We start from the raw sequence: 16,256 nt of genomic DNA on the forward strand, positions 1-16,256 counted from the left end.
TTCCTCGTCGATGGCGGCAGCCCGCGGATACCGGGCTGCCGCTTCGTTCCGATGCCTCAGAGTTCGAACGGAATGGTCAGCTTGGCCCAGAGCATGTCGCCCTCGGGGCGGTTCTCCACGTCGAATTCCTTGGCCCAGCGGATCTCCGCGCTGGCGTACTTGAGGAAGGTCAGGTGCACGGCCGGGCCGATGGCGAAGACCTGGCCGCGTACGCCGTCGTCGACTTCCTCGCCGAAACCGAACACCCGTACGGTCTCGCCGTTCTGTTTGTCGTCGGTGGTCTGCTTGAGGTAGTAGCCGTTCAGGCCGAGGCGCAGGTTGTCGGTCACCCGGTAGCTGGCGGAATAGTCGAAATGGAAGATCTGCCCCGAGCGATAGTCGGTGTCGTGGTTTTCCATGTTGAAGCTGTAGGTGGCCTTCAGCGACAGCTCGGTGCGTTCGGTGGGCAGCCAGGTGAAGGAGAACAGCGGCTTGTAGGTGTAGAAGTTGTTGCTGGTGTTGGCCAGCCGCTCGGCATCGTACTTGCCGGTGGGCACGGTGACCTCCACGGCGGCGGCCAGGGTCAGGTCCTTGCCCATGTCCCAGAGGATGATCGGCGCGAAGGTGGTGTCGCCCATGCTTTCCCGTTCGTCGCTCAGGCCGAACGCGGCCACCCGTTGGCGGAGATAGGGCTGGGCGATGTAGCCGCCCAGGCGCCCGCCGAAGATCCGCAGCGGGCTCAGGTAGTCCAGGCGAGGGATGATCGCATCCGAGCTGATCTTCACGTCGGACACCTTGCCGCCGAAGGAGCTGATGTTCAGCTTCCTGGCTTCGTAGTGGTTGTAGTAGACGTTGAAGGCGAACATGTGGTCGGGGAGGTTGTCGACGTCCAGTGGCAGGGTGAAGAAACCGTCGGTTCCTGGACCAATGTTGTCCACGCCGCCTTCGCTGGCGTGGGTGCAGCAGCTGACGGCGAGGGTGACGCAGGCGGCCAGGCGCAGGGGCCTGTGGGGGCGGATCGGGTTCATGGGCGGGCTCTTATTATTGTTGGCGTGGCTCGGGGCACGGCATAGGAATAAGCCCTAACGGCAGGCCGAGGCAGGGCATTGACGGTCAGCGAGGGGGGGATTTGCGGACACTGCGCAATGCTTTGTTACATCTGTGCGGAACGCTATATGATGGGACGCTCATCCCATGTCGCGATCCACCGCCAGAACAAGAACGAAGCCGAGACCGGCTCAGGATTTCGCCCATGCACAACAATGCCGCCGATGCGCGCTACGAACTCGCCCAGGTATCCACCTTCCTGCTGCAGACGCTGGCCGAGGTGGTCGAAGGCCATGGTGTCGATCCCGCGCGGCTGTGCCGGGGCCTGGGCTTCACCGTCGAAGACCTGCAGGACCCTACCCAGCGCATCTCCTACCGCCAGGCCGTGAGCATGATCCAGCGTGCCCTCCAGGCCCTGCCGGAGCGGGGACTGGGGCTGTGGGTCGGACACCAGAACGTGCTCGGTACCCTTGGCCTGCTGGGCCATGTGCTGTCGCTGTGCCGGACCCTGCGCGACGCGTTCGACATCGGCGTGCGCTACCAGCACAGCTCGGGCGGTATCGTCACCTCCAGCGTCTACCAGCAGGGCGACACCTTCTTCGTCGAGGTTGAATGCCACCTGCCCAGCAGTGAGGTGCAGGTGTTCGCCATCGAGGAGTTCTTCGCCAGCCTGCTGGTGTATGGGCGTGCCCTGGTCAGCCCGGCGTTCGAACCGCTGGGCATCGAACTCATCCATGCCGCTCCGCCCTACGCGGGCGAATACCTGCGCCTGCTGGGGCCCCAGGTACGCTTCGGCTGCCTGCACAACCGCATGGCGATCGCCAGCCACTGGCTGGACATGCGCCTGCCCAACCACAACCTGCCGGCGTTGCGCCAGGCGCTGGCCCTGCTGGAGCAGGAAAGCACCCAGGTGCACCGGAAACTCGACTTGGTCCAGGCGGTGGAACGGGCCATCGCCCGCGACCTAAGCCTGGGCAGCCAGATCGAAAGGATTTCCGCCGAACTGAACATGAGCAGCCGCACCCTGCGGCGCCGGCTGGCCGAACACGGGCTGACCTTCGAGGCGTTGCTGGAGCAGGTGCGGCGAGGGCGGGCGATGAGCCTGCTGGGCAACCCCGGGATGTCCATCGAACGTATCACCGAGGAAGTGGGATATCGTGATATCCGCAGTTTCAGGCGCGCGTTCAAGCGCTGGACGGGAGTGAGCCCGGCGACCTTCCGTAGCGAGGGCACGAGCCCGTTGGACCAGGTCTTCACGCTGGCCGCGCGACGCTAATGGAGGAACCGCCATGGCGCGCCGGAGCGCGCCGTGGCGGGCGATCAGTGACGCTTGCGGTTGCTGATCAGGGTGCCGACGCCGCTGTCGGTGAAGATTTCCAGCAGCACGGCATTCGGCACCCGGCCATCGATGATGTGCGCGCTGGTCACGCCGCCCTGCACCGCTTCCAGGGCGCAGCGGATCTTCGGCAGCATGCCGCCGTAGATGGTGCCGTCGGCGATCAGCTCGTTGACCTGTTCGGTGGACAGCCCGGTCAGCACCTGGCCCTGCTTGTCCATCAGGCCGGCGATGTTGGTCAGCAGCATCAGTTTCTCGGCCTTCAGCGCTTCCGCCACCTTGCCGGCCACCAGGTCGGCATTGATGTTGTAGGACTCGCCGTTGCTGCCCACGCCGATCGGCGCGATCACCGGAATGAAGTCGCCCTTGACCAGCATGTTCAGCAGCCCGACGTTGACCCCGGTGACTTCGCCCACGTGGCCGATGTCGATGATCTCCGGCTTGGTCATCTCCGGGGTCTGGCGGGTCACGGTGAGCTTCTTCGCGCGGATCAGCTCGGCGTCCTTGCCGGTCAGGCCGATGGCGCTGCCGCCGTGGCGGTTGATCAGGTTGACGATGTCCTTGTTCACCTGGCCGCCGAGGACCATCTCCACCACGTCCATGGTCGCCGCGTCGGTGACGCGCATGCCGTCGATGAAGTGGCTCTCGATCGACAGGCGCTTGAGCAGGTCTCCGATCTGCGGGCCGCCGCCATGCACCACCACCGGGTTGATGCCGACCGCTTTCATCAGCACCACGTCGCGGGCGAAGCCGGCCTTCAGCTCCTCGCTCTCCATGGCGTTGCCGCCGTACTTGATCACCAGCGTCTTGCCGACGAAGCGGCGAATGTAGGGCAGGGCCTCGGAAAGGACCTTGGCAACCTGGGCGGCGTCATCGCGACTCAGGGTCATGGGGAGCTCCGACATGTCAGAAGGGCACGGGCAGCGAGGAATCCACTGCCTTCAGTTGGTTACGGAAGACGGTCTTGATGCGCTCCAGCTCTTCCTCGGTGTCCGCTTCGAAGCGCAGGACCAGCACGGGAGTGGTGTTGGAGGCGCGTACCAGGCCCCAGCCTTTGGGGTAGTCGACCCGCACGCCGTCGAGGGTGGTGATGTTGCCTTCGCCCCATTGGGCGTCGCGTTGCAGCGCCTCGATGATGGCGAACTTGCTGTCCTCGGTGACGGTGATGTTGATTTCCGGGGTGGAAATGTCGCTCGGGAAGGCCGAGAACACGTGCTCGCTGTCACGCTGATCCTGGCTGAGGATTTCCAGCAGGCGGGCGGCGCTGTAGATGCCATCGTCGAAGCCGAACCAGCGCTCCTTGAAGAACACGTGGCCGCTCATCTCGCCAGCCAGCAGGGCGCCGGTTTCCTTCATCTTCTTCTTGATCAGCGAGTGGCCGGTCTTCCACATCACCGGACGGCCGCCGTAGCCGCTGATCAGGGCGATCAGACGGCGGGTGCACTTGACGTCGAAGATGATGTCGGCCCCCGGGTTGCGCGAGACCACGTCCTTGGCGAACAGCATCAGCAGACGGTCCGGATAGATGATGGTACCGGTATTGGTGACCACGCCGACGCGATCGCCGTCGCCGTCGAAGGCCAGGCCCAGGTCGGCGTTCTCGGCCTTGACCTTGGCGATCAGGTCCTTCAGGTTCTCCGGCTTGCCCGGGTCCGGATGGTGGTTCGGGAAGTTGCCGTCGACCTCGCAGTACAGCGGGATCACGCTGCAGCCCAGGGCCTCGATCAACTGCGGGGCGATCACCCCGGCCACGCCGTTGCCGCAGTCGACCACCACCTTCATCGGCTTGGCCATGGCGATGTCGTCGCGGATCTGCTTGAAGTAGCGCGGCAGGATGTCGACCTGCTCTACGCTGCCGACGCCGGATGCCAGGTCGTTTTTCTCGATGCGCTCGCGCAGGGCCTGGATCTGCTCGTTGGCCAGGGTCTCGCCGGCGACCACGATCTTGAAGCCGTTGTAGTCCGGCGGGTTGTGGCTGCCGGTCAGCATCACCCCGGACTTGCCCTCGAGCACGTTGGCCGCGTAGTACAGCACCGGGGTAGGCACCATGCCCACGTCGCTGACCTGGCAACCGCAGTCCACCAGGCCCTGGATCAGCTGCTTGACCAGCTCGGGACCGGACAGGCGGCCATCGCGGCCGACAGCGACGCACGGTTCGCCGCGGGCGAGGCTTTCCGAGCCGATGGCGCGACCGATCCAGTAGGCGGTCTCGGCGGTGAGGGTATCGCCTACCACGCCACGGATGTCGTAGGCGCGGAAGATGCTGGCGGGCAGCGTCGGTGCTTTTGCAGTGCTCATGATGGGGGTTTGCTCCAATCCCAGGAGGTCCTGGTCTTCATCGAGAATGTCGATATCCAGAATGTCGGTGTTCTGGAACAACGGATCTGCCAATGCCGGCTCCTCGCGAGGAGGCGCTTTCGCCACCGCCACCGGCGCCACCGGCGCTGCCTTGGCAGGGCTGGGCACGCTGGTCGGCTCCGGCTTGCGCCGCGGCTGGCGGGCCAATGCCTGGATCAGCGGGGCGAAGCCCGGCAGGCTAGGCACAGGGGGTTTGGCAGTGCGTTGCCCGCCGAGTTCCTGAAGATACTGACCGAGGGTCAGGACATCCTGATGCAGGCGGCGCAACAGCGACGAACGGGTGAGGTAGGCGCCGAGGATGCCGCCGAGCAGCGCCAGCAGCGCCGCGAGTGCCGGCAGCAGCGGCGAGGCCTGGGTCGAAGCGACGCTGCCGGGCGTGTAGTTCAGTTTCCAGTTCGGATTGCCGCTGTCCAGCGCTTGCGCACCCTTGCCCGGCGCCGGCGTACCGCGTTGCAGCAGCACCTGGGCCGGTGCGCCGGAGAACTGCTGGACCAGTTGTACCTGGCCGGCATCGCCCGGCAAGGGCGGCAGGGCGCGCAGCAGCCGTTGCAGGTCGACCGCCAGCAGCAGCGTGCCTTGCAGGCTCTGGTCGGCGCCGCGCACCGGCGCTGCGCTGTACAGCAGCCAGCGCTGGCCGACCTTGTAGGCTTCGGCGGCGACGTTCTGGCCACTTTCCACCCGGTGCAGGATATCCAGGGCGGCGAAGCTGACCGGGCCGGGGCTGTCGTTGTCCTGGGCGGCCTGGCCGGGCGCGTTCAGGTGGGCATCGACCACGCCGTCCCAGGCCAGCAGGCTGAGCTGGGCGGCCTCGATGCGGGCGGCGTCGCCGCTTTGCAGGGCTTCGAGGGCGAGGGGGCTGGCCGCGGCGGCGCGGGTGTCGGCGGCGAGTTGCTGCAAGGCCTGGCGCAAGGCGCCGGCCTGGCCTTCGGCCCAGGCCGCGTCCAACTGGCGCTGCTGCGCCTCACCGGCGCCGCCGAAGACGCCGAACCAGAGCAGGGCGCCGGCAGCCGCCACGCCCAGCAGGCTGGCGCCTATGCCGGGCAGCAGGTCCTTGCCGTCAGCGCGTTCGGACGCTGCCTTGCGCGGCTTCTTTTCCGGTTCGAGCAGGTCGCCCAACTCGTTCCCATCCTTGGCGGTGCGCTGGAAAAGCTTCATGCCGCGTCTCCTCGGCGTCTCGTCCTGTGTTCGGGGTCAGTGGCTGCCGGAATGGCCGAAGCCGCCGGCGCCGCGCTGGCTTTCGTCGAACGCCTCGACCAGCTCGAAATGCGCCTGCACCACCGGCACCAGTACCAACTGCGCGATGCGCTCGCCGACGGCGATGGTGAACGGCGACTCGCCGCGGTTCCAGCACGACACCATCAGCTCGCCCTGGTAGTCCGAGTCGATCAGGCCGACCAGGTTGCCCAGCACGATGCCGTGCTTGTGGCCCAGGCCGGAGCGCGGCAGGACTAGGGCGGCGAGGCCGGGATCGGCGATGTAGATGGACAGGCCGGTGGGAATCAGCAGGGTCTGGCCCGGGCCGAGGACGCTGTCCTCCTTGAGCATGGCGCGCAGGTCCAGGCCGGCCGAGCCCGGCGTGGCGTACTGCGGGAGCGGGAAGTCGGAGCCCAGGCGGGGGTCGAGGATCTTGGCTTGGAGAGAGTGCATCAGTAACTCATTGCTGGTTGAGGCGGTCGGCGATGAAGGCGACCAGCTGGCGAGCGATCTTGCCCTTGCTGGTCTGGGCGAAGGTGCTCGGATGCAGGTCGCGGTCGATCACCGTGATCGCGTTCTCGTCGCTGTTGAAGCCGATCGAGGGGTTGGCCACGTCGTTGGCGACGATCAGGTCGAGGTTCTTGTCCTTCAGCTTGCGTGCAGCATAGTCCAGCAGGTTTTCGGTTTCTGCGGCGAAGCCCACGCTGAAGGGACGATCCTCGCGCTGTGCGAGGGTGGCGAGAATGTCGGGATTGCGCACCAGCTGCAAGAGCAAGCCCTCGCCGCTGGTAGGGTCTTTCTTCAGTTTGTGCGCGGCGACCACTTCCGGGCGGTAGTCGGCGACCGCCGCGGAGGCGATCAGCAGGTCGCAGGGCATCGCCGCCTCGCAGGCGGCCAGCATGTCGCGGGCGCTGACCACGTCGACGCGCTGCACCCGGTCGGGCGTGGGCAGGTGCACCGGGCCGGTGACCAGGGTCACCCGTGCGCCGGCTTCCACCGCCGCCTCGGCGAGGGCGAAGCCCATCTTTCCGGAACTGTGGTTGGTGATGTAGCGCACCGGGTCGATGTTTTCCTGGGTCGGGCCGGCGGTGATCAGCACATGCACGCCGGTCAGCGCCTGGCGCTGGAAGCAGTCGGCGGCGCGCTGCGCCAGTTCCTCGGCTTCGAGCATGCGTCCGAGGCCGACGTCGCCGCAGGCCTGGCTGCCCGCTGCCGGACCGAACAGGTGGAAGCCGCGCTGGCGCAGCAGCTCGGCGTTGGCCTGGGTCGCGGTGTCGCGCCACATGGCCTGGTTCATCGCCGGTGCCAGGGCGATTTGCGCGTCGGTGGCCAGCACCAGGGTGGTCAGCAGGTCGTTGGCCACGCCCTGGACCAGGCGCGCCATGAGGTCGGCGGTAGCCGGTGCGATCAGCACCAGATCGGCCCAGCGGGCCAGTTCGATGTGGCCCATCGCGGCTTCCGCCGCCGGGTCCAGCAGATCGGTATGCACCGGATGGCCGGACAACGCCTGGAGGGTCAGGGGCGTGATGAACTCGCGGCCGCCCTGGGTCATCACCACTCGGACTTCAGCGCCCTGGTCGCGCAGGCGGCGGACCAGTTCGGCGCTCTTGTAGGCGGCAATGCCGCCGCCCACGCCGAGGACGATGCGTTTCCGATAGAGCCGCTGCATAGGCTTGCCTTAATAAGGAAATGGATGACATGCGCTTCGGCAAACGCGCCTCCCCAGGTCGTCTGCCGCGCAAAAAGGATGGGCTAAGATAGCACAGCGTCCGCACGGGAACAGCGGGCGGGCTCGATGGGGAAAGCGAATGAGCATCCGCGATTGGCCCGAAGCCGAACGGCCTCGGGAGAAGCTTCTGGAGCAGGGCGCGGCGGCCCTTTCCGATGCCGAGCTGTTGGCGATCTTCCTGCGCACGGGAGTGGCCGGTTGCAGTGCGGTCGAGCTGTCGCGGCGGCTGTTGAGCGAGTTCGGCGGGCTGCGTGCCCTGCTCGAGGCGGACCTCGCCTCGTTCTGCGGCCATCTCGGGCTCGGCGTGGCCAAGTATGCGCAATTGCAGGCCGTGCTGGAGATGGGCCGGCGCCACCTGGCCGAGCGCCTGCGTCGCGATTCGATACTGGAGAGCCCGCAGGCGGTGCGCGACTATCTCAAGGCGCGCCTGCGCCACGAGCAGCACGAGGTGTTCGCCTGCCTGTTCCTCGACACGAGGCACCGGGTCCTGGCGTTCGAGGTGCTGTTCCAGGGCAGCATCGATGGCGCCAGCGTCTACCCGCGCCAGGTGGTCAAGCGCACCCTGGCGCACAACGCGGCGGCGCTGATCCTGACCCATAACCACCCCTCCGGCGACGCCCGTCCGAGTCTCGCCGACCGCCAGCTCACTGCGCGCCTCAAGGAAGCCTTGGCGCTCATCGACGTGCGGGTGCTCGACCACTTCATCATCGGCGACGGCGAGCCGCTGTCGCTGGCCGAATACGGTTGGCTGTGAGCGTTCGACGAAGGGCTCAGCCCAGGCGCCGCTCGATGCCCGCCAGCAGGCGCCGGCGGATCAGCCCGCTGACCGGGCGGATCGCCAACCAGTAGGGGGTGAAGCGCAGGCGGCTGGCGCGATCGGGGCAGAACACCCGGGTTTCCGTGTGCAGCAGGGTACCGCTGGCGCTGGGCGTGCAACGGAAACACAGCACGAGCTTGGCCACTCCGGGCTGGTCGTAGCAGCGGAAATGCTCGCCGTCCGCGATGCGTTCCAGGGCGAAGTCGGCGCGCCAGAAGCGGCCGACCAGGCCGTAGGCGATGGCCTGGTCGGCGCGGCGCTCCAGGCGGGTGAACTCATGCAGGCCGAAGCGTGGGCGGCCGGCCAGGTCGTTGCGCCGGCCCAGCAGGCCGGCCAGCCTTCCCGGCGCTTCGCGCAGGACGAGGAAGGCGCGCACCAGCGGGTCGTCGAAGCGCAGCAGGTCTTCCACCGCGTCGAGTACCGCTGCGGCCGGCGCGTCGATCAGCCGCTGGTGGTGTTCGCTGAACTGCCAATGCGGCAGGTAGAGACGGTCGAGATCCATCGCTGGGTTCTCCCGGGCGTGGCCTTCAGCGTTTCACGGCGACCCGAGAGAAATCCTGGCGACCGAACGGATTGACCTGGTAGCCCTGCACCTCCTGGCGGGTAAGGGCGAAGGCGGTCGGGTGGGCCAGGGGCAGCCAGAGCGCCTGTTCGTGGATCAGTTTCTGCGCCTGGTGGTACAGGCCGGTGCGTTGTTCCTGGCTGCTGGCGGCCTTGCCGTCGGCAATCAGCTTGTCCAGGCCGGGGTCGCAATAGCGCGCGAAGTTGAGCCCCGACTTGACGCTGGCGCAGCTGAATTGCGGAGTGAGGAAGTTGTCCGGATCGCCGTTGTCGCCTGCCCAACCCATGAACAGCAGGTCGTGTTCGCCGTTCTTGGCGCGACGGATCAACTCGCCCCATTCGATGACGCGGATGTTGGCCTTGATCCCGGCCTCCGCCAGGTCGGCCTGGAGCAGTTGGGCGCCGAGGCTCGGGTTGGGGTTGAGCAGGCTGCCGGACGGGCGGGTCCAGATGTTCAGCTCGGGAAGCTGCTTGCCGGCCAGCAGCTTGCGCGCCTGTTCGGGGGCGTGCGGGTAGGCGGGAATATCCCTGGCATAGCTCCAGGTGTTCGGCGGATAGATGCCGGTGGCGGCACTGGCGCTGCCTTCGAATACCGCCTGCAGGTAGCTGGTGCGGTCGAAGGCCAGGTTGATCGCCTGGCGCACCTTGGGATCGTCCAGCGGCGGATGCTGGGTATTGAGGGCGACGAAGGCGGTCATGAAGGCCGGCGTCTGCTCGACCTTCAGGCTGGCGTCCTTGCGCGCGCTCTCCACGTCCAGCGGCTTCGGCGACAGGGCGATCTGGCATTCGCCGCGGCGCAACTTCTGCAGGCGCACGTTGGCGTCCGGGGTGATGGCGAAGATCAGCGCGTCGACCGCCGGCTTGCCGGCGAAGTACTCGGGGTTGGCGGCGTAGCGCACCACCGCGTCCTTCTGGAAGCGCTTGAACACGAACGGGCCGCTGCCGATCGGCTCGGCGTTGAGCTTTTCCGGGGTTCCGGCCTTCATCAACTGGTCGGCGTATTCCGCCGAATAGATGGAGGCGAAGCCCATGCTCAGCATCGGCAGGAAGGTCGCGTCGGGGTGGTCGAGAACGAACAGCACCTGGTGGTCGCCGCTTTTCTCCACCCGCTTGATCAGCTCCGGCAGTTGCATCGACTGGGCGTGCGGGAAGCCGTTCTGCGCCACCTTGTGCCAGGGATTGGCCGGATCGAGCATGCGCCGGAAGCTGAACACCACGTCGTTGGCGTCGAGCGTACGGCTCGGCTTGAAGTAGGCGGTGCTGTGGAAGTGCACACCCTGGCGCAGGTCGAAGCGATAGCTCAGGCCGTCGTCGGACACCGACCAGCGCTCGGCCAGCGATGGCACCACCGTCCCCTTGCCGGCGTCGAACTCGACCAGGCGATTCATCAGCACATCGGCCGAGGCGTTGGTGGTGGTCAGCGAGTTGTACTGGACCACGTCGAAGCCCTCGGGGCTGGCTTCGGTGCACACGCTCAAGGCGGCAGCGGCGGCGGGCTGGGCGAGCAGCAGGGGGGCGAGGAACAGGGAGAAAGCGGCGAGGCGCATGACGGGCTCCATTCGAACGGTTAACATGCCCATCCGCAGCGGTTGGGCGCAGTCATGCAAGGCCGTTGGCGACCTTGAATCGCTACCCTAGACCATGCGGCGGGCAGCGACAACGAGGCAAGGCGACGAACGGCCGCGGTGCGAAGCCCGCAGTGAGGCGGGCCGCGGCTGCGCCATGGTCTTCACCCTTGCGGCGCGGGGCGCCTTTCTGATATAAAGCTGCGCTCTTTTCTGGGGCCACGCTCTCCTTCGTTGGGATGCAGCGGGTAAGACCCCGGTGAAACTGAGTATCGAACTTGAGTTAAAGCAGCCAACCCATGCCGGGTTGGGCATGAGGTTATAGAGGGCTGAGGCATGTCTAGAGTCTGTCAAGTAACCGGTAAGGGTCCGGTTACCGGGAATAACATTTCCCACGCACACAACAAAACCCGCCGCCGTTTCCTGCCGAACCTGCAGCACCACCGTTTCTGGGTCGAGTCCGAGAAGCGCTTCGTACGTCTGCGCGTTTCCGCCAAGGGCATGCGTATCATCGACAAGCGTGGCATCGAGGCCGTCCTGGCTGACCTGCGTGCCCGCGGCGAAAAATTCTAAGGAGCTGAATCATGCGTGAATTGATTCGTCTGGTGTCCAGCGCCGGTACCGGCCACTTCTACACCACCGACAAGAACAAGCGTACCAAGCCTGAGAAGATCGAGATCAAGAAGTACGATCCGGTCGTTCGTCAGCACGTGATCTACAAGGAAGCCAAGATCAAGTAATTGATCCGGCACCTTGCGAAAAGCCCGCCACCTGGCGGGCTTTTTCATTTCCGGCGTACGAACCCCGGGCCGCGCACAAAAAAGCCCGCCAGGTGGCGGGCAAGGGTAACAAGCATTCTGGATGCAGCCGGGGCTCAGGCCTTGGCTTCGAAGATCACATACACCTTGCGACAGGCTTCGAGCACTTCCCAGGTGCCCTGGAAGCCGGCAGGGATCACGAAGCGGTCGCCGGCGCGCACGGTCTTGGCGTTGCCGTGCCGGTCGCGCAGCACCGAGACGCCCTGGATGATCTCGCAGTACTCGTGTTCGGTGTAGTTCACCGTCCACTGGCCCACGGCGCCTTCCCAGATACCGGCGTTGAACTGCCCGCAGGGGCTGCCATAGTGGTTGCGCACGCTCTGTTTCGGGTCGCCCTTGAGGATTTTCTCCGGCGCCGGGCTGTAGTGCTCCGGGGCGCTGTTGGCCTGGGCGAAGTCGACGATCTGTTCGATGTTCATGCTGACTCTCGGTTCTTGTGGTTCTGGCCAGTTGGGGGCAGGGCGGCGCCAGCCGCCCGCCTGGATCAGACGCTGGCGCGGATGGCCTGGGCCAGGCGCTCGACGATCTGGTCGATGTGGGGCTTGTCGATGATCAGCGGCGGCGACATGGCGATGATGTCGCCGGTCACCCGGACCATCAGGTCGTGCTCCCAGAAGCAGCGCTCGAAGACGTCGTAGCCGCGCTTGCCGGGGCCGTCCGCGTGCGGCGCCAGTTGCACGCCGCCGACCAGGCCTACGGCGCGGATGTCGACCACGTTGGGCAGGTCGCGCAGGCTGAACAGCGCGTCCTGCCAGTAGCCTTCCAGTTCGACGGCCCGCTGGAACAGGTCGTCGCGACGGTAGATGTCCAGGGTCGCCAGGGCGGCGGCGCAGGCTACCGGATGGCCGGAATAGGTATAGCCGTGGAAGAACTCGATGGCGCCCTGCGGGCCTTGCATGAAGGCAGCATGGATCTTCTCGTCGACGAATACGGCGCCCATCGGGATGCTGCCGTTGGTCAGCCCCTTGGCGCAGGTCAGCAGGTCCGGGACGACGCCCCAGCGCTGCGCGGCGAAGGCTTCGCCGACGCGGCCGAAACCGGTGATCACTTCGTCGAAGATCAGCAGGATGCCATGCTTGCGGGTTATCTCGCGCAGCCGCTGAAGGTAGCCCTTGGGCGGCAGCACCACGCCGGCCGAGCCGGACATCGGCTCGACGATCACCGCGGCGATATTCTCGGCGCCGTGCAGGGTCACCAGGCGTTCCAGCTCCTCGGCCTTTTCCACGCCATGCTCGGGCAGGCCGACGGTGAAGGCGTTGCGGGCGACGTCCAGGGTGTGCGGCAGGTGGTCGACCCCCGGCAGCAGGTTGGCGGAGAAGGCCTTGCGGTTGTTGACCATACCGCCTACCGACAGGCCGCCGAAGCCGACCCCGTGGTAGCCCAGTTCGCGGCCGATCAGGCGGGTGCGGGTGCCCTGGCCGATGGCGCGCTGGTAGGCAAGGGCGATCTTCAGCGCGGTGTCCGCCGATTCCGAGCCGGAGTTGGTGAAGAACACTTTGTTCAGGCTCGGCGGGGCGATTTCCGCCAGCCGCGCGGCGAGTTCGAACGGCAGCGGGTGACCCATCTGGAACGGCGGGGCGTAGTCGAGGGTGGCGATCTGCCGGGCCACCGCTTCGCTGATCTCGCGCCGGCCGTGGCCGGCATTGCAGCACCAGAGGCCGGCGGTGCCGTCGAGGATGCGGCGCCCGCCCTGGGCGATATAGTGGATGTCTTCGGCGCTTTCCAGCAGGCGCGGCCGCGCCTTGAACTGGCGGTTGGCGGTGAAGGGCATCCAGAAGTTGTCGAGGCTGCTCGACTGCGGCTCGTTATTCATTGTCATAGGGCCACCCAGGTTGCACGCGAGGGATGAAGACGCTAGTCCGGGCGAGTCTATGTTTAAAATAATGAACGTGACAAGGGAGTTAGAGGGGTTCCTGTCAAATATATTGAAAACAGGCGCTGCTCTGGTTTAGGGTGGCGGACACCACGGGCCGCGCGCCCGCCTTGCAGAATCTGACAGCGCGCCTGTCTCCCAGGCGCCCAGAACACCAATAAGAGGACACGTTGTCATGACCACCCTGACCCGCGCCGACTGGGAAGCCCGCGCCAAAGACCTGAAGATCGAAGGCCGTGCCTTCGTCAACGGCGAATACAGCAACGCCGCCTCCGGCGAGACCTTCGATTGCCTGAGCCCGGTGGATGGCCGCTTCCTGGCCAAGGTCGCCAGTTGCGACCTGGCCGATGCCGAGCAGGCGGTCAAGGTCGCCCGCAATGCCTTCGATTCCGGCGCCTGGTCGCGCCTGGCGCCGGCCAAGCGCAAGCAGACGATGATCCGCTTCGCCGATCTGCTGCTGGAGAACGCCGAGGAGCTGGCCCTGCTGGAAACCCTGGACATGGGCAAGCCGATCAGCGACTCGCTGCACATCGACGTCGCCAGCGCCGCCAACAGCCTGCGCTGGAGCGCCGAGGCGATCGACAAGATCTATGACGAAGTCGCCGCCACTCCCCATGCCGAGCTGGGCCTGGTGACCCGCGAGCCGGTCGGCGTGGTCGCCGCCATCGTGCCGTGGAACTTCCCGCTGCTGATGTCCTGCTGGAAACTCGGTCCGGCCCTGGCCACCGGCAACTCGGTGATCCTCAAGCCCTCCGAGAAGTCGCCGCTGACCGCCATCCGCATCGCCCAGCTGGCCGTCGAGGCCGGTATTCCGAAAGGCGTGTTCAACGTGCTGCCGGGCTATGGCCACACGGTAGGCAAGGCGCTGGCATTGCACATGGATGTCGACACCCTGGTGTTCACCGGTTCGACCAAGATCGCCAAGCAACTGATGGTCTATGCCGGCGAGTCGAACATGAAACGCGTCTGGCTGGAGGCCGGCGGCAAGAGCCCGAACATCGTCTTCGCCGACGCCCCGGACCTGAAGGCCGCCGCCGAAGCCGCTGCCGGCGCCATCGCCTTCAACCAGGGCGAAGTCTGCACCGCCGGTTCGCGCCTGCTGGTGGAGCGCTCCATCAAGGACAAGTTCCTGCCCCTGGTGATCGAGGCCCTCAAGGGCTGGAAGCCGGGCAACCCGCTGGATCCGGAAACCAACGTCGGCGCGCTGGTGGACACCCAGCAGATGAACACCGTGCTGTCCTACATCGAGGCCGGTCACAACGACGGTGCCAAGCTGGTTGCCGGCGGCAAGCGGACCCTGGAAGAAACCGGCGGCACCTACGTCGAGCCGACCATCTTCGACGGCGTGACCAATGCAATGAAGATCGCCCGCGAGGAAATCTTCGGCCCGGTGCTCTCGGTGATCGAGTTCGAGGATGCCGAGGAGGCCGTGCGCATCGCCAACGACACGCCCTATGGGCTGGCGGCGGCGGTCTGGACCAGCAACCTGTCCAAGGCGCACCTGACTGCCAAGGCCCTGCGCGCCGGCAGTGTCTGGGTCAACCAGTACGACGGCGGCGACATGACCGCTCCGTTCGGCGGCTTCAAGCAGTCGGGCAACGGTCGCGACAAGTCGCTGCACGCCTTCGACAAGTACACCGAGCTGAAGGCGACCTGGATCAAGCTCTGATCGCCTAGGTCGGCCCTTCCGGGCCGGCTCTCTCGAGCCACACCCGCGGCCGGGTTTCCTTCTGGAAGCCCGGCCGCTGTGCTTCGTGCGCCGGATATATCCGCTCGCCCCGGCAAGGCTTCCGGGGTGCCAACGGGAGAATCGCAATGCGTTGGGGAAGCTATTTCGCCGTCTGTTCCGCAGTCATCAGCATCGGCCTCGCCCTTGGCCTGACCATGCCGCTGGTCTCGTTGCGCCTGGAGAGCTGGGGCTACGGCAGTTTCGCCATCGGCGTGATGGCCAGCACGCCGGCAGTGGGCGTGCTGCTCGGCGCGATGATCGCCGGGCGCCTCGCCGCGCGCGTCGGCACGCCGCGGCTGATGCAGTTGTGCCTGCTCACCGGGGCAGCCTCCGTCGGCCTGCTGGCGCTGCTGCAGAGCTACCCGGTATGGCTGTTGCTGCGCCTGCTGATCGGCGTGCAGCTCACCGTGGTGTTCATCCTCGGGGAAAGCTGGATCAACCAGTTGGCAGTGGAGAAGTGGCGTGGCCGGCTGGTCGCGCTGTACGGCACCGGCTACGCCCTCAGCCAACTGTCCGGGCCGGTACTGCTGACCTTCATCGGTACCGCCGACGACCGTGGCTTCTGGTTCGGCGTCTGCCTGCTGATTGCTGGCTCGTTGCTGCTGCTGGGCCGCAGCGGTGCGCCCAGGGTCGATCCGCACAGTGCCTCCGGGCGCGGTTTGTGGGCCTTCTGCCGGGGTCTGCCGGCGATCGCCTGGGCGGTGGTGTTGTTCGCTGCCTTCGAGGCGATGATCCTCACCCTGCTGCCGGTATACGGGTTGCGCCAGGGCTTTCCGCAAGCGGTGGCGCTGGCCATGGTCAGTACCGTGGTGGTGGGCGATGCATTGTTGCAGCTGCCGATCGGCTGGCTCGCCGACCGGGTCTCGCGCAGCGGCCTGTTCGGCGGCTGCGGCCTGGTGCTGCTGCTGAGCAGCCTGGCGATTCCCCTGCTGCTGCAGACGCCGTTGATCTGGCCGCTGCTGGTGCTGTTCGGGGCCAGCGCCGGCGGGTTGTTCACCCTGGCGCTGATCCTGATCGGCGAGCGCTACCGAGACGATGCCCTGGTCCGGGCCAATGCCCATGTCGCGCAGCTATGGGGCATCGGCTGCCTGCTCGGCCCGCTGGCCACCGGCGCCGCCAGCCAGTGGATCAGCGGTCACGCCCTGCCGTTGATGATGGCGCTCGGCGCGGCGGGCTTCGTGGTGCTGGTGCGGCTGCGCGGGGCGATTCCGGCGGACGACGAGGCGACAGGCCTGGAAGCCTCCGAGTGA

At 66.5% G+C, this 16,256-nt stretch carries 15 protein-coding genes; 6 read left to right on the plus strand and 9 right to left on the minus strand.

From position 1 onward, the window contains the following. Positions 1-56: 56 nt before the first annotated feature. Positions 57-1,007, minus strand: coding sequence for a SphA family protein (locus HMPREF3014_RS07410; protein ID WP_003114361.1), 951 nt, complete (start codon positions 1,005-1,007; stop codon positions 57-59). 224 nt (positions 1,008-1,231) lie between these two features. On the opposite strand from HMPREF3014_RS07410, the gene sphR reads away from it, so the two are divergent. Beyond that, positions 1,232-2,302, plus strand: a complete 1,071-nt coding sequence (sphR, locus tag HMPREF3014_RS07415) for an AraC family transcriptional regulator SphR (protein ID WP_003114360.1) — start codon at positions 1,232-1,234, stop codon at positions 2,300-2,302. 44 nt (positions 2,303-2,346) lie between these two features. On the opposite strand, the gene argB is transcribed toward sphR, so the two are convergent. The 4 genes from argB to coaBC are packed head-to-tail and all read right to left on the minus strand — an operon-like array spanning position 2,347 to position 7,583. After that, a complete protein-coding gene (gene argB, locus HMPREF3014_RS07420; protein WP_003096572.1) occupies positions 2,347-3,252 on the minus strand; it encodes an acetylglutamate kinase in 906 nt (301 codons plus the stop codon). Between the two features lie 16 nt (positions 3,253-3,268). After that, on the minus strand, positions 3,269-5,875 hold the full coding sequence (locus HMPREF3014_RS07425; protein ID WP_021205352.1) for a phosphomannomutase/phosphoglucomutase: 2,607 nt from the start codon (positions 5,873-5,875) through the stop codon (positions 3,269-3,271). Between the two features lie 36 nt (positions 5,876-5,911). Next, positions 5,912-6,367 carry a dUTP diphosphatase gene (dut, locus tag HMPREF3014_RS07430; RefSeq protein ID WP_003098293.1) on the minus strand — a complete coding sequence of 152 codons (456 nt, stop codon included), beginning with the start codon at positions 6,365-6,367 and terminating at the stop codon, positions 5,912-5,914. A gap of 7 nt (positions 6,368-6,374) precedes the next feature. Continuing rightward, complete coding sequence (coaBC, locus tag HMPREF3014_RS07435) at positions 6,375-7,583, minus strand: bifunctional phosphopantothenoylcysteine decarboxylase/phosphopantothenate--cysteine ligase CoaBC (RefSeq protein ID WP_003114358.1); 1,209 nt, start codon at positions 7,581-7,583, stop codon at positions 6,375-6,377. A gap of 139 nt (positions 7,584-7,722) precedes the next feature. Between coaBC and radC the strand changes: the two genes are divergently transcribed. Then, positions 7,723-8,397: a RadC family protein gene (radC, locus tag HMPREF3014_RS07440; protein ID WP_003117160.1), complete on the plus strand. Its 675-nt coding sequence runs from the start codon at positions 7,723-7,725 to the stop codon at positions 8,395-8,397. Between the two features lie 16 nt (positions 8,398-8,413). On the opposite strand, the gene HMPREF3014_RS07445 is transcribed toward radC, so the two are convergent. Together HMPREF3014_RS07445 and HMPREF3014_RS07450 are read right to left on the minus strand one after the other, a co-directional pair. Next, positions 8,414-8,962 (minus strand): hypothetical protein, encoded by a 549-nt coding sequence (locus HMPREF3014_RS07445; RefSeq protein WP_003098290.1) that lies wholly within the window; start codon positions 8,960-8,962, stop codon positions 8,414-8,416. Positions 8,963-8,987: 25 nt separating this feature from the next. Then, positions 8,988-10,568: an ABC transporter substrate-binding protein gene (locus tag HMPREF3014_RS07450; protein WP_003117158.1), complete on the minus strand. Its 1,581-nt coding sequence runs from the start codon at positions 10,566-10,568 to the stop codon at positions 8,988-8,990. A 354-nt stretch (positions 10,569-10,922) separates the two neighbouring features. On the opposite strand from HMPREF3014_RS07450, the gene rpmB reads away from it, so the two are divergent. Both rpmB and rpmG read left to right on the plus strand, forming a co-directional pair. Further along, positions 10,923-11,159: a 50S ribosomal protein L28 gene (gene rpmB / locus HMPREF3014_RS07455; RefSeq protein ID WP_003096556.1), complete on the plus strand. Its 237-nt coding sequence runs from the start codon at positions 10,923-10,925 to the stop codon at positions 11,157-11,159. A gap of 11 nt (positions 11,160-11,170) precedes the next feature. Further along, the gene (gene rpmG, locus HMPREF3014_RS07460) at positions 11,171-11,326 is read left to right on the plus strand and encodes a 50S ribosomal protein L33 (protein WP_003096555.1); all 156 of its coding nucleotides are present in this window, start codon (positions 11,171-11,173) and stop codon (positions 11,324-11,326) included. A gap of 134 nt (positions 11,327-11,460) precedes the next feature. Here the strand turns inward: rpmG and HMPREF3014_RS07465 are convergent, their stop codons facing one another. After that, entirely contained in the window at positions 11,461-11,823 is a 363-nt protein-coding gene (locus tag HMPREF3014_RS07465) for a cupin domain-containing protein (RefSeq protein WP_003096551.1), read from the minus strand. A gap of 65 nt (positions 11,824-11,888) precedes the next feature. Beyond that, positions 11,889-13,223 carry an omega-aminotransferase AptA gene (locus HMPREF3014_RS07470; protein ID WP_023087913.1) on the minus strand — a complete coding sequence of 445 codons (1,335 nt, stop codon included), beginning with the start codon at positions 13,221-13,223 and terminating at the stop codon, positions 11,889-11,891. Between the two features lie 229 nt (positions 13,224-13,452). Here HMPREF3014_RS07470 and HMPREF3014_RS07475 point away from each other — a divergent pair, with 229 nt between their 5' ends. Together HMPREF3014_RS07475 and HMPREF3014_RS07480 are read left to right on the plus strand one after the other, a co-directional pair. Further along, positions 13,453-14,946, plus strand: coding sequence for an aldehyde dehydrogenase (locus HMPREF3014_RS07475; RefSeq protein WP_003098285.1), 1,494 nt, complete (start codon positions 13,453-13,455; stop codon positions 14,944-14,946). Between the two features lie 146 nt (positions 14,947-15,092). Next, positions 15,093-16,256: an MFS transporter gene (locus HMPREF3014_RS07480; RefSeq protein ID WP_003114355.1), complete on the plus strand. Its 1,164-nt coding sequence runs from the start codon at positions 15,093-15,095 to the stop codon at positions 16,254-16,256.

The organism is Pseudomonas sp. HMSC065H01 (assembly GCF_001815235.1).
Taxonomy (GTDB): Bacteria; Pseudomonadota; Gammaproteobacteria; order Pseudomonadales; family Pseudomonadaceae; genus Pseudomonas; species Pseudomonas aeruginosa.